Origin of the sequence: Mixta sp. Marseille-Q2659, from assembly GCF_940807255.1 — a bacterium.
In the GTDB taxonomy this organism is placed as follows: Bacteria; Pseudomonadota; Gammaproteobacteria; order Enterobacterales; family Enterobacteriaceae; genus Mixta.
Window position 1 is genome coordinate 101,160 of record NZ_CALNWY010000003.1, and the last position, 18,185, is coordinate 119,344.

19 protein-coding genes are annotated in these 18,185 nt (G+C 56.9%); 6 read left to right on the forward strand and 13 right to left on the reverse strand.

Features of this window, described 5'->3' with window-relative positions; translation table 11 throughout:
• Positions 1–141: 141 nt before the first annotated feature.
• Positions 142–744: a LysE family translocator gene (locus tag P3C52_RS03625; RefSeq protein WP_275553846.1), complete on the forward strand. Its 603-nt coding sequence runs from the start codon at positions 142–144 to the stop codon at positions 742–744.
• A 23-nt stretch (positions 745–767) separates the two neighbouring features.
• Here the strand turns inward: P3C52_RS03625 and P3C52_RS03630 are convergent, their stop codons facing one another.
• The 8 genes from P3C52_RS03630 to elaB all read right to left on the reverse strand — a co-directional run bounded on the left by P3C52_RS03630 (position 768) and on the right by elaB (position 8,888).
• Entirely contained in the window at positions 768–1,160 is a 393-nt protein-coding gene (locus tag P3C52_RS03630) for a VOC family protein (RefSeq protein ID WP_275553847.1), read from the reverse strand.
• Positions 1,161–1,239: 79 nt separating this feature from the next.
• On the reverse strand, positions 1,240–2,685 hold the full coding sequence (gene menE / locus P3C52_RS03635; RefSeq protein ID WP_275553848.1) for an o-succinylbenzoate--CoA ligase: 1,446 nt from the start codon (positions 2,683–2,685) through the stop codon (positions 1,240–1,242).
• Positions 2,667–3,623: an o-succinylbenzoate synthase gene (gene menC, locus P3C52_RS03640; protein ID WP_275553849.1), complete on the reverse strand. Its 957-nt coding sequence runs from the start codon at positions 3,621–3,623 to the stop codon at positions 2,667–2,669. Before menC ends, menE begins: the two co-directional genes overlap by 19 nt.
• Positions 3,623–4,480, reverse strand: a complete 858-nt coding sequence (gene menB, locus P3C52_RS03645) for a 1,4-dihydroxy-2-naphthoyl-CoA synthase (RefSeq protein WP_275553850.1) — start codon at positions 4,478–4,480, stop codon at positions 3,623–3,625. The genes menC and menB overlap by 1 nt, the downstream gene beginning before the upstream one ends.
• A gap of 14 nt (positions 4,481–4,494) precedes the next feature.
• The gene (gene menH / locus P3C52_RS03650; protein WP_343252006.1) at positions 4,495–5,184 is read right to left on the reverse strand and encodes a 2-succinyl-6-hydroxy-2,4-cyclohexadiene-1-carboxylate synthase; all 690 of its coding nucleotides are present in this window, start codon (positions 5,182–5,184) and stop codon (positions 4,495–4,497) included.
• Between the two features lie 77 nt (positions 5,185–5,261).
• Positions 5,262–6,923, reverse strand: coding sequence for a 2-succinyl-5-enolpyruvyl-6-hydroxy-3-cyclohexene-1-carboxylic-acid synthase (gene menD, locus P3C52_RS03655; protein ID WP_275553851.1), 1,662 nt, complete (start codon positions 6,921–6,923; stop codon positions 5,262–5,264).
• A 34-nt stretch (positions 6,924–6,957) separates the two neighbouring features.
• Positions 6,958–8,238, reverse strand: a complete 1,281-nt coding sequence (locus P3C52_RS03660) for an isochorismate synthase (RefSeq protein ID WP_275553852.1) — start codon at positions 8,236–8,238, stop codon at positions 6,958–6,960.
• A 284-nt stretch (positions 8,239–8,522) separates the two neighbouring features.
• Positions 8,523–8,888, reverse strand: a complete 366-nt coding sequence (gene elaB, locus P3C52_RS03665; RefSeq protein WP_275553853.1) for a stress response protein ElaB — start codon at positions 8,886–8,888, stop codon at positions 8,523–8,525.
• Between the two features lie 268 nt (positions 8,889–9,156).
• Here elaB and P3C52_RS03670 point away from each other — a divergent pair, with 268 nt between their 5' ends.
• The 3 genes from P3C52_RS03670 to P3C52_RS03680 all read left to right on the forward strand — a co-directional run bounded on the left by P3C52_RS03670 (position 9,157) and on the right by P3C52_RS03680 (position 12,105).
• Positions 9,157–10,815: a glucan biosynthesis protein gene (locus P3C52_RS03670; RefSeq protein WP_275553854.1), complete on the forward strand. Its 1,659-nt coding sequence runs from the start codon at positions 9,157–9,159 to the stop codon at positions 10,813–10,815.
• Between the two features lie 175 nt (positions 10,816–10,990).
• Positions 10,991–11,614: a hypothetical protein gene (locus P3C52_RS03675; RefSeq protein ID WP_275553855.1), complete on the forward strand. Its 624-nt coding sequence runs from the start codon at positions 10,991–10,993 to the stop codon at positions 11,612–11,614.
• Positions 11,611–12,105, forward strand: coding sequence for a surface-adhesin E family protein (locus P3C52_RS03680; protein WP_275553856.1), 495 nt, complete (start codon positions 11,611–11,613; stop codon positions 12,103–12,105). The genes P3C52_RS03675 and P3C52_RS03680 overlap by 4 nt, the downstream gene beginning before the upstream one ends.
• 232 nt (positions 12,106–12,337) lie before the next feature.
• On the opposite strand, the gene P3C52_RS03685 is transcribed toward P3C52_RS03680, so the two are convergent.
• Positions 12,338–12,694 (reverse strand): nuclear transport factor 2 family protein, encoded by a 357-nt coding sequence (locus P3C52_RS03685; RefSeq protein ID WP_275553857.1) that lies wholly within the window; start codon positions 12,692–12,694, stop codon positions 12,338–12,340.
• A gap of 325 nt (positions 12,695–13,019) precedes the next feature.
• On the opposite strand from P3C52_RS03685, the gene P3C52_RS03690 reads away from it, so the two are divergent.
• Positions 13,020–14,090 carry a prolyl oligopeptidase family serine peptidase gene (locus P3C52_RS03690; protein WP_275553858.1) on the forward strand — a complete coding sequence of 357 codons (1,071 nt, stop codon included), beginning with the start codon at positions 13,020–13,022 and terminating at the stop codon, positions 14,088–14,090.
• On the opposite strand, the gene P3C52_RS03695 is transcribed toward P3C52_RS03690, so the two are convergent.
• The 4 genes from P3C52_RS03695 to P3C52_RS03710 all read right to left on the reverse strand — a co-directional run bounded on the left by P3C52_RS03695 (position 14,039) and on the right by P3C52_RS03710 (position 16,959).
• On the reverse strand, positions 14,039–15,061 hold the full coding sequence (locus P3C52_RS03695; protein WP_275553859.1) for an AraC family transcriptional regulator: 1,023 nt from the start codon (positions 15,059–15,061) through the stop codon (positions 14,039–14,041). The genes P3C52_RS03690 and P3C52_RS03695 overlap by 52 nt on opposite strands.
• 229 nt (positions 15,062–15,290) lie before the next feature.
• Positions 15,291–15,497 carry a hypothetical protein gene (locus P3C52_RS03700; RefSeq protein WP_275553860.1) on the reverse strand — a complete coding sequence of 69 codons (207 nt, stop codon included), beginning with the start codon at positions 15,495–15,497 and terminating at the stop codon, positions 15,291–15,293.
• A 327-nt stretch (positions 15,498–15,824) separates the two neighbouring features.
• Entirely contained in the window at positions 15,825–16,349 is a 525-nt protein-coding gene (locus P3C52_RS03705) for a VOC family protein (protein ID WP_275553861.1), read from the reverse strand.
• Between the two features lie 43 nt (positions 16,350–16,392).
• Entirely contained in the window at positions 16,393–16,959 is a 567-nt protein-coding gene (locus P3C52_RS03710) for an NADPH-dependent FMN reductase (protein ID WP_275553862.1), read from the reverse strand.
• 127 nt (positions 16,960–17,086) lie between these two features.
• On the opposite strand from P3C52_RS03710, the gene P3C52_RS03715 reads away from it, so the two are divergent.
• Complete coding sequence (locus P3C52_RS03715; RefSeq protein ID WP_275553863.1) at positions 17,087–18,016, forward strand: LysR family transcriptional regulator; 930 nt, start codon at positions 17,087–17,089, stop codon at positions 18,014–18,016.
• Positions 18,017–18,185 lie beyond the last annotated feature (169 nt).

An 18,185-nucleotide genomic window follows, 5' to 3' on the forward strand; every position in this document is an offset into this window, starting at 1 on the left:
GGCGATCGCTGTTGCCGTGGTTATGCCTGCGTGCCGATCGCGGCACTGCGGCCTGCAACGTAATGATAAGCCCGACCGCAAGGTCGGGCTTTTTTATGTCCGCTGGCTGATGAGGGTGAAGTAACTTATGATCCAGAACATATGGACATCAATCTGATCGGCTTTCTTCCTGCTCTGTTACCCGTTGCGCTTTCCCCTGGCGCAAGTTTTACGCTTGCCATCAACAGTGCGCTGGCCGACGGGCGCCGGGGACTTATCGCCACGCTGCTCGGTACGGCGTTGGGCATCTATACCCATGCGTTTTTTATCGGCCTCGGCATTACGGCCATACTGGTTAGTCAACCAGCAATATTTACGCTGCTGAAGATTGCCGGAACCCTCTATCTTCTCTGGCTGGGTTGCCAGCTGATTCGCAGCGGCGTACGTGCTGACGCGCTGGATTTTACACATGACGGCGGCACGATTACGGTAAAAGCAGCCTGGCTGGCTAACGTGCTGAACCCAAAAGCCGTCCTGTTTTACCTGACCGTCGTTTCACAGTTCGCTGGCAGACAGGGCGATATTAGTCATTATTTGATTCTGGCTTCGCTCCACGTTTTTGTGATGGTCGTTTGGCTGTTGGTTATCAGCAAGGCGCTGGTTTTCTCCGCACGCCGGTTCAACCCCTTGATGCTGAAAAAAGGGGTGAATATCGCGGGCGGTCTGCTGCTTATCCTGTTTTCACTGCACGCTTTTCTGCCTTGATTCGGATAGCCTGCCCCGTTTATTCAGATGTCCCAGCGGCTATTTTGTAGCACAAGGCGATACCCGTCCCGATCCTGAAAGGTTGTTCCCTGCTTGTCCCAGTAAGGATTAAACGATGGCACCGGAATAAAACCTGCCTCTGCAAGTGTGCGGCATGCCGCCGCCCATGCTGCCTGTTCCGGGATATATAAAACCAATAAGTCTTCCGGGGAGGAAGCAGGTGAAACAGGATGGTCATGGCACAGCGTAAATTCTATATGCCATGGCAGATCGTCACGTCCTACCATGCAGCCGCTAAAACCGTCGTGATCGCTGAACTCGCCAATTTTGCGCAGCGCTAATCCACGGCAGTACATTTCACAGCTTTTTTCCAAATCGGTAACCGGGCGGGCAATACGTAAATGTTGCAGGTTCATGTTTTATCCTTCAGCCATCAGATTGACAAAAACCTTAGCACTTCACCTGCTTCCTGATGTGATCCTTTCTGCTTTGCACTCAGGAAGCCGACAAGTTAGCGCTCTCCGGGGCCGTTGCGTGACTTTGCGCCTGCAGCCACTGCGCCAGCCGCTGGCGCGATAACTTAATACCGCCCTGGTTAAGATCCTCCGGCAGCAACAGCCAGCGGTGCGGCCGCTGAAAGTTAGCCAGCTGCGGTTGCGCCCAACTGGCGACGCTTTCCAGTTGCCAGCCAGCAGCCAGCGCCAGCAGCGCCACCGGCCTGGCGCCCCACTCCTCATCAGTCTGCGGCAGAACAAACGCCTGTATCACGGCGGGATGCTGTAACAGCAGGCTTTCAATAGCTTCAGGCTGTACCGCCTCGCCGCCGCTGAAGAACAGATTATCTTTTCTGCCCAGCACCTGTAGTTCGCCATCGTGCCAGCGCCCCACATCGCGCGTAGCAAGCCAGCCGTTTTCATCGGTTAAGGGCCACAGCTGGCCGTTACGCCAGTAGCCGCTGGCTAAGGCGGCGCTACGGATCCAGATTTCATTATCAACCAGCCGTACTTCACGCCCGGCCAGCGGCCGCCCGACGCCCGGTTTGCCGTCGGCCCGTTTGCCGCAAACCGTGGCAGCGCTTTCCGTCATGCCGTAACCACACCAGCAGCGGATGCCCGCCGCTTCTGCGCGCGCCACCAGCTCCGGCGCAATAAACGCGCCGCCGAGCAGCACCGCCTTCAGTCCGGCAGGCCGCTGCGGCAGCTTGAGCAAACGCCACAGCTGCGTGGGCACCAGCGAAGTGAAGCTACACTCATCAAGCGCCTGCGCCAGCTCAGTGGTCGGTAAAACCAGACAGGCGCCCGCCAGCAGCCAGCGCCAGACGATGCCCTGGCCGGACACATGACAGAGCGGCAGCGAAAGCAGCCAGCTCTCCGCCGCGTTGAAATCCATCAGCTGATTGACGCCCGCCGCGCTGAGCAGTAAGGCCTGAAAGGTATGCGCCGCCGCCTTCGGCAGGCCGCCAGAGCCGGACGTCAGCGTGAGGGTAGCGATCGCTGCAGGCCGCCAGGCCATCTGCGGCTCGTCGGCGGCGCTGAGCAACACTATCGGCGGGATCTTCTGGTTGATCGAGGAGACCGTCTGGCTGGTGGTAAATTCTGGTGTCAGCGGCTCCGCCAGATTCAGCATAAAATCGGGCGCCAGCGCATGCAGTAGCGGCTGCAGCGTGGCGGGCGGCAGCTGGGGATTTAGCGGTAAGACGCGCGCGCCCGCCTGCAACAACGCCAGCCACGCCAGCAGCAGCGACAGGCTGTTTTTACCGCGCAGCGCGACCAGCGCATCCGTCTTTATTCCCTGCTGCTGGAAACCAGCGCACAGCCGATCCAGCCGCTGCGTCAGCGCCCGCCAGCTTAGCTGCTCGCCGCCTGCCCGTAGCGCAATGGCTTCAGGTGTCGCCTGCGCCTGGGCGCGCCATGGAAAATCATTTAAAAAACTCGCGTCCATTCTGTCTGTTCCTGTAGCGGTAATTCACAGCCGGGCCAGCGCCGCAGCAGTTGTTGACGCATCAGCGTTAAGGTGTCCAACCCCGGCAGCGACTGCGGCGTCAGCCAGTGCGCCAGACGCGCCAGTTGCGTCAGGCCGAGGCTCGACTCCAGCGCCGAGCTGATAACCGTCTGTAATCCCAGCCGCTGCGCCTCGTCGATCAGTCGCTGGATACGGGCGAGACTGCCGGTCAGGGTCGGTTTGATGACGATCGCCGCCAGTTCCGGCTGCGGCTGAAGCGTAAATCCCGGCTGACGCAGGCTTTCATCCCAGGCGATAGCAATGCCGGTTTCGGCAGCAAAATCCAGGCTTTCGGCAGGCGTACGGCAGGGTTCTTCAATAAAGGCGATGCGCGCGCGCTGCGCTGGCGACAGACGACGAGCGAACTGTCGCGCCTTTTCCGGCGTCCAGCTGCGGTTGGCGTCCAGTCGCAGCTGCAAATCGGGCAGCGCCTCCAGCAGCAGACTAATCTGCAAGCTGTCGCGCGCCGCTTCACAGAGGCCAACTTTTATTTTGGCGCAGGGGACGTTTTGTAGCTGCAACAGCAGCGCATCCGGGTCGCCATGACAGAGCGGCGCGCTCTGCCAGCTGCCCGTCTGCGGCAGTTCGTCCGCCAGCTCGGCACTGGCGCAGCTCAGGCCGAACGCCGCCGACGGCAGCAGACTGTCGCTGACCGGCTGACCGGCCAGCCACGCGGTTAGCCAGCTTTCACAGGCCTGCTGAGCCTGTTCCAGCGTTTCACCGCTGAAGCCCGGCAACGGCGCGATTTCGCCCCAGCCCTGCCGATCCTCCTGCTGAAGCAGCACTATCAATCCTTCCCGCTGCGTCAGGCGACGGTCGCGCAGCACCACGCCGCTCTCCATCGGGATGGCATAGCGCCAGAGTTTTGCCTGGCGCATCAGGGATTACGCCGGAACTGGCTGAAGTCAGGCTGACGTTTCTGATTAAAGGCGTTGCGCCCTTCCTGCCCTTCTTCCGTCATATAAAACAGCATGGTGGCGTTGCCGGCCAGCTCCTGCAGCCCCGCCTGTCCGTCGCAGTCGGCATTCAGCGCCGCCTTCAGACAGCGCAGCGCCATCGGGCTGTTGTGCAGCATTTCGCGGCACCACTGCACCGTTTCCTGCTCAAGCCTTGCCAGCGGCACCACGGTATTGACCAGCCCCATTTCCAGCGCCTGTTGCGCATCGTACATGCGGCATAAAAACCAGATCTCGCGCGCCTTTTTCTGACCGACAATGCGCGCCATATAGGAGGCGCCCCAGCCGCCGTCAAAGGAGCCAACTTTCGGGCCGGTTTGCCCGAAACGGGCGTTATCGGCCGCGATAGTGAGATCGCACAGCATATGCAGTACATGACCGCCGCCTACCGCGTAGCCCGCCACCATCGCTACCACCGGCTTCGGACAGTTGCGGATCTGGCGCTGGAAATCGAGAACGTTCAGATGATGCACGCCGCCCTCGTCCTGATAACCACCATAGTCGCCGCGTACCTTTTGATCGCCGCCCGCGCAAAAGGCCAGCTCGCCTGCGCCGGTAAGAATAATTACGCCGATGCCTTCATCATAGCGCGCGTCCTGTAACGCCAGCATCATCTCCTGCACGGTCAGCGGGCGAAACGCGTTGCGCACCTGAGGGCGGTTAATGGTGATTTTGGCGATGCCTTCCGGCGATTTGTGATAGCGAATATCAACAAAATCGCCGCTGCAATCGTGCCATTCGACAGGAGCGGTAAGCCGTTGTTGATCGGGATAAAGCATAAGGTTCTCGGGTTTCACACAGGCTGACGCAGCAGCTGCGTCAGGCGATCGCTAAAGGCGACAGGGTTGGCGCGATGGGCATTGTGCCCGGCGCCCGGAATGGTTTGCAGCGGCAAACGGGACGCCGTCGCCAGCGCGATAAACCGGCTATCCCATTCGCCACACAGATAATTAAATGGCACGGCAAGCTGATGCAGTTCCGGCAGCAAATTGGGCTGCTGGCTCAATGAAGTAGCGCACAGCATTGCCGCCAGCGACGGGCCGTGACCGGCGCTGCGGCAATCAATCAACTCGTTACGCTGCTGCCCGGTCAGGTCGCTAAACAGCGGCTGACGGTACCAGGCTTCCAGCACGCTACTGAGCGGCAGATCGCGAAAGCGGCTGCTCCACAGGCGATCGCTGGCCCGGCGCGCCTGGCGTTGCGCCTCATCCGTCAGCCCGGGGTGCCCCGCCTCCACTATCAGACCGCAAAGACCCGGCAGCGCGGCGCGGCAGGCGTAATACATCGCTACGCGACCGCCGAGCGAATAGCCGATCAGCCAGTAGTGATTGATTTGATGGTGGCGCAGCGTGGCGCTCAGCCGCTCGCTCAGCTCGGCGAAACCGCTGACGCGCTGCTCGCGGGAACCGCCGTGACCAGGCAGATCGATGCTTAACATCGGCCAGTCGATAAACGCCTGTTGCACTGGCTGCCAGTCTGTCATCGATCCGAGAAAGCCGTGCAGCCAGACCAGCGTCGGCTTGCTGCTGCGATGGTGGCCCTGCCAGCGGGCATGCAGGATCACAGCGTCGCTCCCAGCGCCACCAGGCGGGCAAAGGTTTCTGCCCCGCGATCAGGCGGCACGCAAAACTCCACCAGCGTGGCGCGGCGTTGAGCAAACCCCTGCTCCACCGCTTGCTGTAACGCTTCCCAGCGTGAGGCTGACACATAATCGAGGCCGAACATCTCCGCCGCTGGCGCAAAGCTGACCGCCTGCGGCAGCGTAAAAAATCGTTCCCGCTCGCGCGGCGGCGTGGGCAGCAGCGAAAAAATACGCCCGCCATTATTGTTCACTACCACCAGCATCAGCGGCGCGGGCACCTGACGCAGCAGCGCCAGGCTGTTCAAATCGTACAGCGCGGAGATATCACCGAGCAGCGCCAGCGTGGGACGCGGCTGCGCGCGCTGCAATCCGGTCAGAGTGGCAATCAGGCCATCGATGCCGCTGGCGCCGCGATTGGCGTAAACCGGATAGCCCGCCGGCAGTTGGGCCATCGCGTCAATCAACCGCACCAGCAGGCTATTGCCTAAAAACAACTGTCCGTTCTCCGGCAGTAAGGACGCCAGCCGGTGCGCCAGCTGCGCCTCCGGCTCATCGGCAGTCAATTCGCTGACCTGATGCTGCATCGCTTGTGCCAACGTCTCCAGCTCCGGCGCCCAGGCGGGAAAATGTTCTGCCGGATGCGCCTGCAGCCAACTGCCGACAGAGCTAAGGATACGGCGGCCCGGCTGACTGGCCGGATCGCTGCGCCCCGGCAGCGCATCGATCAGCCACCACTGCTGCGGGCGCGCCTGCTGCTGCCATTGCAGCAGCCTTTTACCCGTCAGCCGGGCGCCAAACTGCACTACCAGCTCCGCCTGTTGCAGTAAGCTCTGCGCCCGTGGGCTGTTGAGCCACAGATCCACACAGGGCAGCGGCTGACCGGTTTGCGACTGGATATCCGCCAGCACCGGCCAGCCAAGCGTAGCCGCCCACTGCGCCACCGCCGCGCCCTCGTCCGCGCTCATTTTGCCCGCCACCACCACGCCGCGCTTTTGTCGCCAGGCGGGCCAGTCGTTCTGCTGCGCCTGCCAGACGGGTGCGCTGTGCGTAACCCAGGGTGTCTCCTGTGGACTCGCTGCCAGCGGCGCCAGCCATTCGCGCCACTCATCGTCTTCCGGCCCATATAACGGCTCGGCAAAAGGACAGTTAACGTGCAGCGCGCCTGTGCGCGTGGCGGCGATCGCCTCATCCAGCGTCGCTGCCAGCCAGCGGGCGGCGATCTCCGGCGTCGGTCGCGGCAGATCGCAGCGGCGCGCAAAATGGGAGAAGATGCCCGGCTGGGTAATCGCCTGGTTCGCGCCGCAGTTAATCAGTTCTGGCGGGCGATCGGCGCTGAGAACAATCAGCCGTTCGCCGGTCAGCTGCGCTTCGATAACCGCTGGCAGTAAATTGGCGACAGCGGTACCGGAGGTGACGATCAACGCTACCGGCGCGGCCGCCGCCTTTGCCAGCCCCAGCGCCAGAAAACCCAGCCCGCGCTCATCAAAATGGGTATGGCAGGTCAACGCCGGTTCAGCGGCTGCGGCCAGCGTCAGCGGCGCGGAGCGCGAGCCTGGCGCAATACAGATATGACGCACCTGGTGGCGCGTCAGGGCGGCAATAATTACCTGCGCCCAGCGGCGGTTAAAACTCGCTGACATCTTTCCCCCAAAATCGTGATGGCGTGTAACCAGTTCAGCACGGCAGCAGCGCGGCAAGCGCCGCCATTTTGTTTTCCGTCTCCTGCCATTCCAGCGTTGCATCGGAACCGGCGACAATGCCCGCGCCGCCATACAGCCGCACGCTTTGGCCTTTGAACAGCGCGCAGCGCAGCGTGACGCAAAATTCGCTTTTCTGACGTGAGATAAAACCAACAGAACCGGCATACCAGTCGCGATCCGCCGTTTCGTGCCGTTGCAAAAAGGCGCGCGCCGCTGCGCGCGGCAGGCCCGCTACTGCCGCCGTGGGCTGCAAACGCTGTAAACAGCGCGCGTCGCTGCGGTTGCGCAGCTCGCCACGAATACGACGGCGTAAATGCTGCAGATTGCGCAGGCGGACAACATCAACTGGCATCACCTCCAGCCCACTGACAATCTCCTGCAGCCGCTGGCAGATATCCTCCATCACCAGAGCGTTTTCATGCCGGTTTTTGGCATCCTCCAACAGCCATTGCGCCTGCTGGTGGGCGTGTAGCGGATCGGCGGCGCGCGCGACGGTGCCCGCCAGCGCCTCGGTCAGCAGCGTATTTTGCTGCCGCAGCCAGAGCCGCTCCGGGCTGGCGCAGACCAACGCGCTGTCGTTATCAAAGCGCAGCATAATTTGATAGCTGTGAGGATTGGCGCGGCGGCTGGCCGCCAGCAGCGCCTCCGGTGGAAGCGGACGATCCCAGACCAGATCCATCGTGCGCGCCAGTACCACCTTTTCTATCTCTCCGGCGGCGATATCCGCCAGCGCCGTTGCGACGCGCCGGCGCCATTCAGGCGCCTCCGGCTGACGCAGACGCTGTTGTAAGGTTCCCTGCATGGTGGGCAAAGGTCTGGAGGGCAACAGGTCACGCAGAAAACGGGCGGCGGCCAGCGCATCTTCACGCAGGCTAAGGTCGCTGGCGATAAACAACGTCAGTCGTTCGCCGCTGCGATCGCGACGCCACATCAGACGCGGCAAAAAGAAAAAGCTGTTGGCTGCCTCAAAGCGATTGGCACCCCAGATACGCCAGTTAGCGGGTAAATGCCGACTCGCCAGCTCAGCCTGATGCAGCGTGCTGTAGCGCTGAACGGCGCCGCACAGCGCGACCTGCTCGCGACCATTGCGATGCTGCCACCAGAGCTGAGGCCGGTGCGGCTGGGCGCTGAGCCAGGCCAGTGAGTCCTGTCCAGATTCAAGGGGAACGGTAAGCGCGCGATAGCCCGCTGCGGGACTATTAATTTGCGTTAGCTGAGCGAGCAACGCGGCACAGGCGGCAGGAAGCGAATACACGAACACCCCCATAATCAAAAAGAGGTAGCTAGTGTAAAAGGGAGAGGGGCCGGGATTTTGACGCAGAACAGTTCGGATAACGTTTTGTCGGCGTTTACGGCGGGTTGTCACCAGCGCCGGTGACAAGAAAGAAGCGCTATGTTAAGAAAATAAACCAGCCTCTGACCAGGCGGCCAGAGGCTGTGACAGTCAAAAACGCGCCGCCGCGTAACAAACCATGCTTATCGCCAACAACCGGCCTCAAAAAGCGGCCAAAGATGGTTGGGCAACGAGCCAGCTGACGCTTAGCGGCGAGCCAGTAGCAGGCCCAGGATCAGGCCAGCGGCTGCGCCGACGCCGATACCCTGCCACGGTTTCTCATGCACGTAATCGTCGGCGCGGCAGGCAACCTGTTTCGCACGATAGTAGTAAGAATCCGACGCCGCGCTAACGCGGGTCTTCACATCATGCAGCGCCTGTTCAGCCTTGGCTTTCAGCTCGATATACTTTTGATCGGCCGGATCGCCGGAGGATTTCAATACTTCTTCCAGCGTTTCAGTCAGCAGCGTCAGGTCGTCATCCAGACGCGTTTCCTGCGGTTCACCGGTTACTTTAGGCTCATCCGTTAACAGCGGATCGCGCTTGTCTTGCGGGTCAGTTGATACAGCCATTTTCTTCCTCCGTGTGAATAACATCTATGTTCAGTAACTATAGACACTTTTTACACACCTGCCCGCACAGGCCGCCAGGAATTAACTGATAACGCCGCGTGGAAATCCATTGGTTTATATGATTAATCTGATAAATTTCCTGCGTACCGAATTTTTAGCGCTACCCTCTGTCGTAGCTGACTGTACCCCTGGAGCGCACCTGCACAGGCAAAGGGGGCAGATGCTCGGCCACTATAAACTCATTCAGCACAAGGGAATCGTTTCTGGCATGAATCGAAGAATGTTTATGAAAACCTCAATGGCTTTCGCTGCCGTTAGCGGGATGTCCGGCTTATCCACGCTATTTGCGCAGTCTGCCTGGGCTGACGATGGCATCGCAGACGGTACCGCGACGCGCTTCGACTTCGAAGTGCTGAAGAAAAAAGCGGCCGCGCTGGCGCAAAAGCCCTGGAGCGGCGCGCCTGGCCCGCTACCGGATACGCTGGCGACCATGACGCCGCAGGCCTATAACGCCATTCAGTATGATGCCAATCATTCACTCTGGAGCGGTATCGATAACCGCCAGCTGGACGTGCAGTTTTTCCACGTCGGCATGGGATTTAAGCGCCGTATCCGCATGTTTTCGGTAGATAAAAGCAGCCGCGAAGCGCGTGAGATTCACTTCCGCCCGGAGCTGTTCAACTATCAGAATACCAGCGTCGATACCAAACAGCTGGAAGGTAAAACCGATCTCGGCTTCGCCGGTTTCCGCGCGTTTAAACAGCCGGAACTGGCGCGCCGCGATATTGTGTCGTTCCTCGGCGCCAGCTATTTCCGCGCCGTCGATGAAACCTATCAGTACGGGTTGTCGGCACGCGGCGTAGCGGTCAATACCTTCAGCAATGGCCAGGAGGAGTTCCCCGATTTCGTCGCCTTCTGGTTTGAGACGCCAAAAGCAGATGACACCACCTTTACCGTTTACGCGCTACTCGACGGCGCCAGCCTGACCGGCGCCTATAAATTTATTATCCACTGTGAGCCGAAGCGCGTGGTGATGGAGGTTGAGAACCATCTTTATGCGCGCAAGGATATTCGTCAGCTCGGCATCGCGCCAATGACCAGTATGTTCAGCTGCGGCAACAGCGAACGCCGCATGTGCAACACCTATCACCCACAGATCCACGACTCCGATCGCCTGGCGATGTGGACCGGCAAAGGTGAATGGATCGCCCGTCCGCTGAATAACCCGCGTAAGCTGCAGTTTAACGCTTATGACGATGAAAACCCGCGCGGTTTCGGCCTGCTGCAGTTGAACCACGATTTTGAAGATTATCAGGATGTCATCGGCTGGTATGACAAACGCCCCAGCTTGTGGGTCGAGCCGGTCGGAAAATGGGGCAAAGGCGCTATCAACCTGATGGAGATCCCGACCACCGGCGAAACGCTGGATAATGTGGTCTGCTTCTGGCAGCCGGAGCAGCCGGTAAAAGCGGGCAGCGAACTCTCTTTCCAGTACAAGCTCTACTGGAGCGGCCTGCCGCCGGTGCGTAGCGAGCTGGCGCGCGTCGAAGCCACCCGTTCCGGCATCGGCGGTTTCCCGGAAGGCTGGGCGCCGGGCGAACATTTCCCCGATGTCTGGTGTCGTCGCTTCGCCGTTGATTTTGTCGGTGGCGATCTGAAAAATGCAGCGGCGAAAGGCATTGAGCCGGTTATTACCGTCTCGGCAGGCACCCTTAAACAGGTGGAAATTCTCTACGTTGAGCCGCTGAACGGCTATCGCATCCTGTTTGACTGGTATCCCACCAGCGACTCAACCGATCCGGTCGATATGCGCATGTTCCTGCGTACCAAAGATGAGACGCTGAGCGAAACCTGGCTTTATCAATATTTCCCGCCGCCGCCGGACCAGCGGAAGTATGTGGATGACCGCCAGATGACGGTCAGCTAATCCAGAACGGCGAGGCAAATCCTCGCCGTTTTACTGTCTGCCTGCCGTGCGTTAACAGATTTGCCCTTCACTACTGACGTTTTTTTAACGTGCCTGATAAAAAAGTTAGAAAAAACGTAAAGTCTCATCGCAGCGCGCCGATAAAAAAGCGTCTTTTTTATTATAGGGATATTACATGCGTAAAATTATCAGCAGTATTGGACTCATGTTGGGAATGACAGGGGCAACGTTACCTGTTTACGCCAACACGTTGACGCAAAGCCTGACGCATTGCGACACAACATTTTTCAGTGAGATTTATCATCAGCGAACCACACTCAGCCGCATAGCGCCTTTAACGGTTGACCGGCACTCTCATGCCTGGTTCAAAGCGCCGGCTGACGGTAATGGCACCGTCTGGTTTGCCCAGCCTCTGAATGAATTGAATCTGACGTTAGCAGGATATTTTCTGCAGACCAGCAACCTCAGTGAAATCAATTACGGTAAGTACTATTACTGGGGGCTGATTTTCAAAGAATCCCCTGAAGAGGTTATGTCCAGGCTTGATCATATTACCTGGATCAAGGCCGGAGACGATTACATCTCTCAGGCGATGATTAAAACAGACCCAAAAAGCGGCTGGGAAAAAAATGCGCAGGCTGTTTCGGGTATTGCTCCGGCAAAAGAAAGCACTGAAAAGCTGTTAATGCTCAGCAAAGGCAAAGAAGGGACATTATTGCTCTGTTCAATTCAGGGAAATGTAACGCCTGACATGCTCGCGCCATTACGACCTGATTTGACCGGCGGGGTAGCCAAATGAAAAAGCTGACATGGCTGGCATTACTTATGCTGACGGGCTGTGCCGGAAACAGCACGCCACTGCCGCAAACATCTGCCAAAGCCCCGGCTGGTTTAATAAAAATTCTCGAACATGATGGAGTAACTTCGTATATCGATGCCAGGGTGATTTCAACTTACCAGGGTAACAGCCACCTGCGCCGGTTTTATTTCATCAATAACTACGCGAAGCGGACACTGATTATGGAAAATCCAGCCGTCTACGTTTCCAGTTCCCGGGCAATCGATGTGATTAACTGCGACAAAAATCAGCGTGCCGTTATGGGGCGTACGCTGTTTTCCGAACCCTTCGCGGAAGGCGATCTTATACATGCCGATCTGGATGTAGGCCAATGGGAAACTTTCCCGAAAGATTCCCTCATTGGCATAATGGCTGAAAGCATGTGCAGTATTCCCGTTGAAAAACTCAAGCCAGAGCCGGCGAAAGAAACCCGCAAACCGCTACTGGATTGATTCCGGTTGATTCGCACACCATGATGTTTAACACCCGCATCTGGCACAGAGTTGACTAATACGCAGGCTGACGTCCGCTATGAGCGAGGAGCGAGGAGCGAGGAGCGAGGAGCGGACATTATGACCATCTTCAAATCGAATTGTCAGGCTTTAACGAATCTTAAATACAGAAGCGATAAATTCATTTTACTCGGGTATCAGCAAACTATGTCAGCGTTTACCTCTTACCCTTTCAAGCAGCGGAGCTTTTCACACCAACAACCTGCCACCCTTTATCCGTCTTCGCCCAGGTGCGTAAGTAATGGAACCGGCCATTCGCGCTCTGACCGGCGTAGGTGCCAGTAACTGACAAACATGTATTTACAACCAGACAGCCACTGTATTCGCAGGCGTCAAACGATTCACGCGTCACAGCCTCAATATGAATCTGGCCAGAAGCGTGCATTGCCAAATCCTCTGTTTTCGTGACCCGTTGCCCGACGTGATTGATGAATATCAGCGAATCTGCGATGAGAGCGTTAAGCGATTCGCAGTCTGAACGAATTATTGCCTCAATAAGCCTCGTCTCAAGCTTCAGTGCCTCTTGCATAATGGTCTCCTGTAGAAATTTACTGAGTACGGCATAGCCTGCCGCCGCGCAAAAACAATGCGCCGCTCACTGTCCATGATAATGCGCTACTGATACAGGACAGCGTCAACTATAGCGAACAACGAGGCCGCTGGCGCATCTTCTCTTGTTAGCCGATCGCATGATGTAACCGCATTTGCAGCGTTTACCGCCATCGCGTCGCGGCCAATAAAGGGATATGCACTTTGATTACGCCTTTCAGGACGACCTGAATCCTGTTCCAGGACGCGGCCATTGCGGATTTCTATTATGAATACTCACTCATTCATCCGAGGAGTGCAGTCATATGTTTATCAAATCAGGGTTTCTTTTGCTTTTGCTTTTCGCCATGGAGGTCAATGCTTATCCCGGCTTTCGGCAGCTCGAGCTTACCGATCGTCAGGAAAGGACGTTGAAGCTGGCAGTATGGTATCCCTCGGCGACGCCGGGCAAGATTGAAAAGGCGGGAGACAATTCCGCTTTTGAGGGCGTGTCCGTTATTCGCGATGCGTCGCCTGCGCAGGGGCGACACCCTATTTTGGTTATCTCGCACGGTTACAATGGCAGCTGGCGAAATTTATCCTGGCTTGCGCAGATTATGGCTATGCAGGGTTATATTGTGGCTGCCCCCGATCATCCCGGCACCACCACCTTTAATCAGAACCCGGATGAAGCGAGAAAGCTGTGGCAGCGTCCGCTGGATATTAGCCGAATTATCGATTTTGTTACTGGTTCTCCCCAGCTATTTGGCGAAACCGATAATAGCCGTATTGCCGCTTTAGGTCATTCACTCGGCGGCTGGACCGTACTCTCGCTGGCTGGCACGCAATTTGACGCAAGGCAATTTATAGATGACTGCCAGTCACGGCCACAGCGGAGTGATTGCGTGTTAATCGAAAAGCTGGGAATTAATTCGGATCTGACGCGCAAGAAGCTATCGGCAAATTACCGGGACGCAAGGATTAACGCCATTGTTTCGCTCGATTTGGGCTTAGCGCCGGGTTTTACTCAGCAGAGTTTGCGCCAGATAGATATACCCGTTCTGATCCTTGCCGCGCAGGGAGATAATGTAATCAGGCTGCCGGCGGCGCAAGAATCTGGTTATCTGGCCGCCTGGATAAAACCGCAGTGGAGAGAGTATGGCATCATCGCCGGGGCAACGCATTTCAGCTTTATCCAGCTATGCAAAACGGGTGCGGAAACACTGCTTAATAAAGAATCGCCGGGCGACGGCATTGTCTGCCGCGACCAGAAAGGGTTTAACAGAATCGACCTGCATCAGGAACTGGCAGGTAAAATCAGCGCATTTCTGAACGCGTCGCTAAACTATCCGCTGCTGCTGACGGAAAGCCGTCGGAGAGCGCCAACAACGCGTTGAAACTCGCGATTAAAATTCGATTTTGTGGTGAATCCAGACTCCAGCATGATTTCCGTAACGGGCAACGTGGTGCTTACCAGCAACGCCTTTGCCCTTTCGATACGGAAACCGTTTATCCACTGAGAGAGATTTCCCTGGCTGACCGCGTTAACCGAACCGGAAAGCTGGCGAGCGGGTATCCCCGTTTTCCTGGCCAAAAGCGCAAGTGTCAGGTCGGGGTTAAGGTAAAGCTGGCTATCCCGCACCTTTTTTTCTAGAGCTTTGAAGGTGATGACCGCCTCATCCTCTGCGACAACAGGACGCGCCGGGGCAACTTTTGCGCCGATATCAGCCAGATCCACGCGTTTTCCGGCAGCCAGGATCGCCGCGCCAATCAAGGGCAACAGCATTGTCTGTGCAACTACGATAATGGCCGGCGCGAGTTCACCGCCCGTCATCCCGAAATCAAACAGGATCAGCAGATCGGTAATGGCGGAGAGGCACAGGAAACATCCCGCCAGAAAAGCCATTCTTTTCGTTTGCTCCAGTTGGCCCAGCCGACACGAGGTCAACCGGCGCTCTCCCTGCCGGGCAAGGCTAAGCAGGCTACACCCGTACCCGGTAAACAGCAGTATCAGAAGCCAGTCGGTCGAGGCGGGCCACACGATTCTGATGCAAAAAGAGAGCGTCGCCGGCGCCAGCAGCTGTATTAAATAGCGTTGCCTGTTGACTGAGGCCATGGAGATAAAGCTGTGCCAGACAACAGGCGGCAAAAGCATCGCCAGGATCGGCTGAAGATGCCTCAGCAAGGCGAGATTATATTCCCAGCGCAGCGTGCTGACGGTAATAAGAAGAATGCAGGCAACCAGGAAACAGATCGTGCCGCGATGACGTTGATTCGCGGGAAACAGCGCCCGCACCAGCAACAGCGTTAAGGTCAACAGCGTTAATGCAGGAAAGGGCACAGAGGGCATGGTGGCGAAATTAATCAAGAAATTGGCTGGCCATCATTGCATATCTCCCAAACACTGTCTCCTCTTATAAAAAGCAGGTGAACTACCCCAGTAAGCTATATGTCAATGTCCGCTTTCTGCCTTGATGTCAGCAGGGCCGCAACCAGGGGACCCATGACCTCAATTGATATGGCGATGCTGACCGGGATATAGGCAAAAGCACAGTAAATCAGCAAATTCATGAACACAAGGACGATGCCATACAGCATCAATGAGCCCATGAAATAACAGTTTTACGTAATGTCCACGGGCGAAACATCATCATCAAAATAATGGCAGATATGCCAAGCCGTAGGGCTGCCATACCTTCGCTGCCGACAGCAGGAAACAGTGTCCTGGCAAATGCCGCGCCTGTCTGAACAGAAACCATCCCGGTAAAAGCAGCAAGGAATAAAAATCTTTGATTTTGTTGCATGAGCCAGTCTGTAAGGAAAACTGGAAAACAAAATTTTACAGCGCAGGCCTGATTAGTTTTCTCATAAAAAACTTCTGAATCAGTTTTCTGATTGATATTTTCCCGAAAACTTGCAAAAAACTCACGGCCGTTGAAATCCTATAAGTTCCGCACCGGTTCACACAGCCAGAGACAGCGTCCCGCAAAACAAGCTGCAGGCCTGACATATCTGTACCGCTTCTTACATGGTCAGCTCCTGTCTGTTCAGCCCGATCAGTGCCTGCACTCTATGCAAAAAGCTGATGGTGCATTCAGACTGGCGCGCCACGAACGGCGCACCAGAACACTTTAAGGTTTCCAGCGACGAAGAGAGGTCTGGTCTTCATACGGAAGCTTCGAGGGCAGAGAAATCAGTTCAATCACGCTGCCCCATGGTGTGCGGCCATAGCAGAAAAAGTTATTCTCTCCGACCTCGGTCGGAAACATCAGGGGCTGGGGAGAGGTAAACATTTTACCGCCGGCCCGTTCGAAAAGGCTGACGGCTTCATTAATGTCATCAACGTATACGGCAAAATGCTGCAGGCCGAAATCGCTGGGGCGTACGGGCTGACTTTGCTCCGGGCCCTTCATTTCAAACAGCTCCAGTCCCGGACCGTGCTTCAGCTTCATCATTCTGACCGTGGTAATTTTCGTGCCCGGGAACAGATTCAGAATGCTTTCCGTATCTTCGCCTTTTACGTCGTCATCTGACGGCGAGACGGAGTCATAAATAACTTCGGCGCCAAAAGCCTCAGAAAAGAAGCGGGTGGCCTCATCAATATCGGAAACGGTAATGCCGACGTGGTCCATACCGCGAATAATGTCGGTAGACATAATTTTCTCCCTGTGGTTTTACAGATATGTGTGACGTTAAAAATCAGCCCTGCCTGCCCGCCATTTCCGCGAGCGCACTGAGCTGAGCCGTAATCAGGCTGCGGGTGTCCGCATCCGTTATGCTGCCGGTTTCCGGGTCAAGCCGGGACGGCGCCTGTCCAATCATGACCTCCGGCTTGTTAAGCACTCTGCCATCCAGAAAGACCAGAATCTGGCGAAGGTGATACTGCGCCCGCGCACCGCCTATGGCACCAGGTGACGCCGTGAGTATGGCAACGGGCTTACCGGCGACAGGGGTGTCCGGCAGACGTGAAAGCCAGTCCAGCGCGTTCTTCATCGCGCCCGGCACGGAATAGTTATATTCAGGCGTGACGATAACCAGACCGTCCGCTGCCGCTATCGCTTTTCCCATTTCCACAACTGTTTCAGGGAAGCCCTGAGCCTGCAGATCTGCGTCATAGTGGGGGATATCTCTGACAGAGCTAAGTGCGCTGACGTCCACACCTTCCGGCGCCAGCAGATCCAGATTGCGGGCCACAACGGCGTTAAAAGAACCCGTGCGAAGACTACCCAGCAGTGAGACAAATTTCAGCGGTTTTGCCTGTGACATGACTGCTCCCTGTGTTTTTAAAACGTATATTCCGGCAAATGCCGGAGCTTTTTTTACGAACTGACTTAAGCCTGGTATAGAATTAGACATCAATAAACGCACTATGAGTCGTCAGAGAGTCAACTTTATGTCTACCGGGTTTACCGCTGAATCCCTGCGGGGAATTACAACTTTTGTCACGACGGCCAGGTCGAGCAGCTTTACTGAAGCTGCAGAGCAGCTGGGCATCACAAAATCGGCCGTCGGAAAAAGCGTGGCGCGACTTGAGGAAAGGCTGGGAACGCGGCTGTTTCACCGTTCAACCCGTAAGCTGAGCCTGACCAGTGATGGTGAGGCTTATTTCATCAGCTGTCTGTCTGCGCTGGAGATACTGGATTCAGCTGAAAATACGCTCAGCAGGCTCCAGGACAACCCCGCCGGAACGGTCCGTATAGACATGCCGGCATCATTCGGACGCAATCTGATGATGCCGGTGCTGCTTGACGTGATGTCCCGTTATCCGGCTCTGCGCCTGGCGCTGACCTTTAATGATCGGCTGATCGACCCGGTAGAAGAAGGTGTGGACCTGGTACTGCGTCTGGGCGATCTGCAGAACACCGATGAGCTGATTGCGCGTCGCCTGAGCCGGCAGCGCCTCATGCTGTGCGCGTCTCCCGCGTATATTGAGCGGCACGGCCAGCCCGGCGATATTGATGCGCTGAAAAAGCACTGCTGCATTATGGGCTATCGAGGCGGGGCGCCTCTTGCCTGGCGACTGCGACCGGCCGGGGAGCGGGAGATAAAGTTTATCTCTGGCTCGGCGCACCAGATAAGCGACGGAGACGCCATGCTTCAGGCCTGTCTGGCGGGAGCCGGGATTGCTCAGTTTCCGGAATCGATGGTGAATAACCATATTGATGAAGGCAGCCTTGTTGCCGTTATGCCCGATCATATGCCCGTTCCGGTCGAGCTTAATGTCGTCTGGCCCCGCACAAGACACCTGATCCCCAAAGTCAGGCTTATCGTCGATGAGCTGCTCAGGAAGGCCGGCGAGGGATATTTTGGCGCGCTGAGGTAGAGTTTTTGTCATCACTCAGGCGATTTCAGGGGTATTTATCAACTTTCGGCAAACTTATATTCTGCACGTCTCGCTGCTGCCAATAAGTACCGCACCGGTCTTTTAACGGAAGCCGGCCGGTGCCATGCGCAGTTCAGACACAATCATATTTAACTGACAGGATATTTGT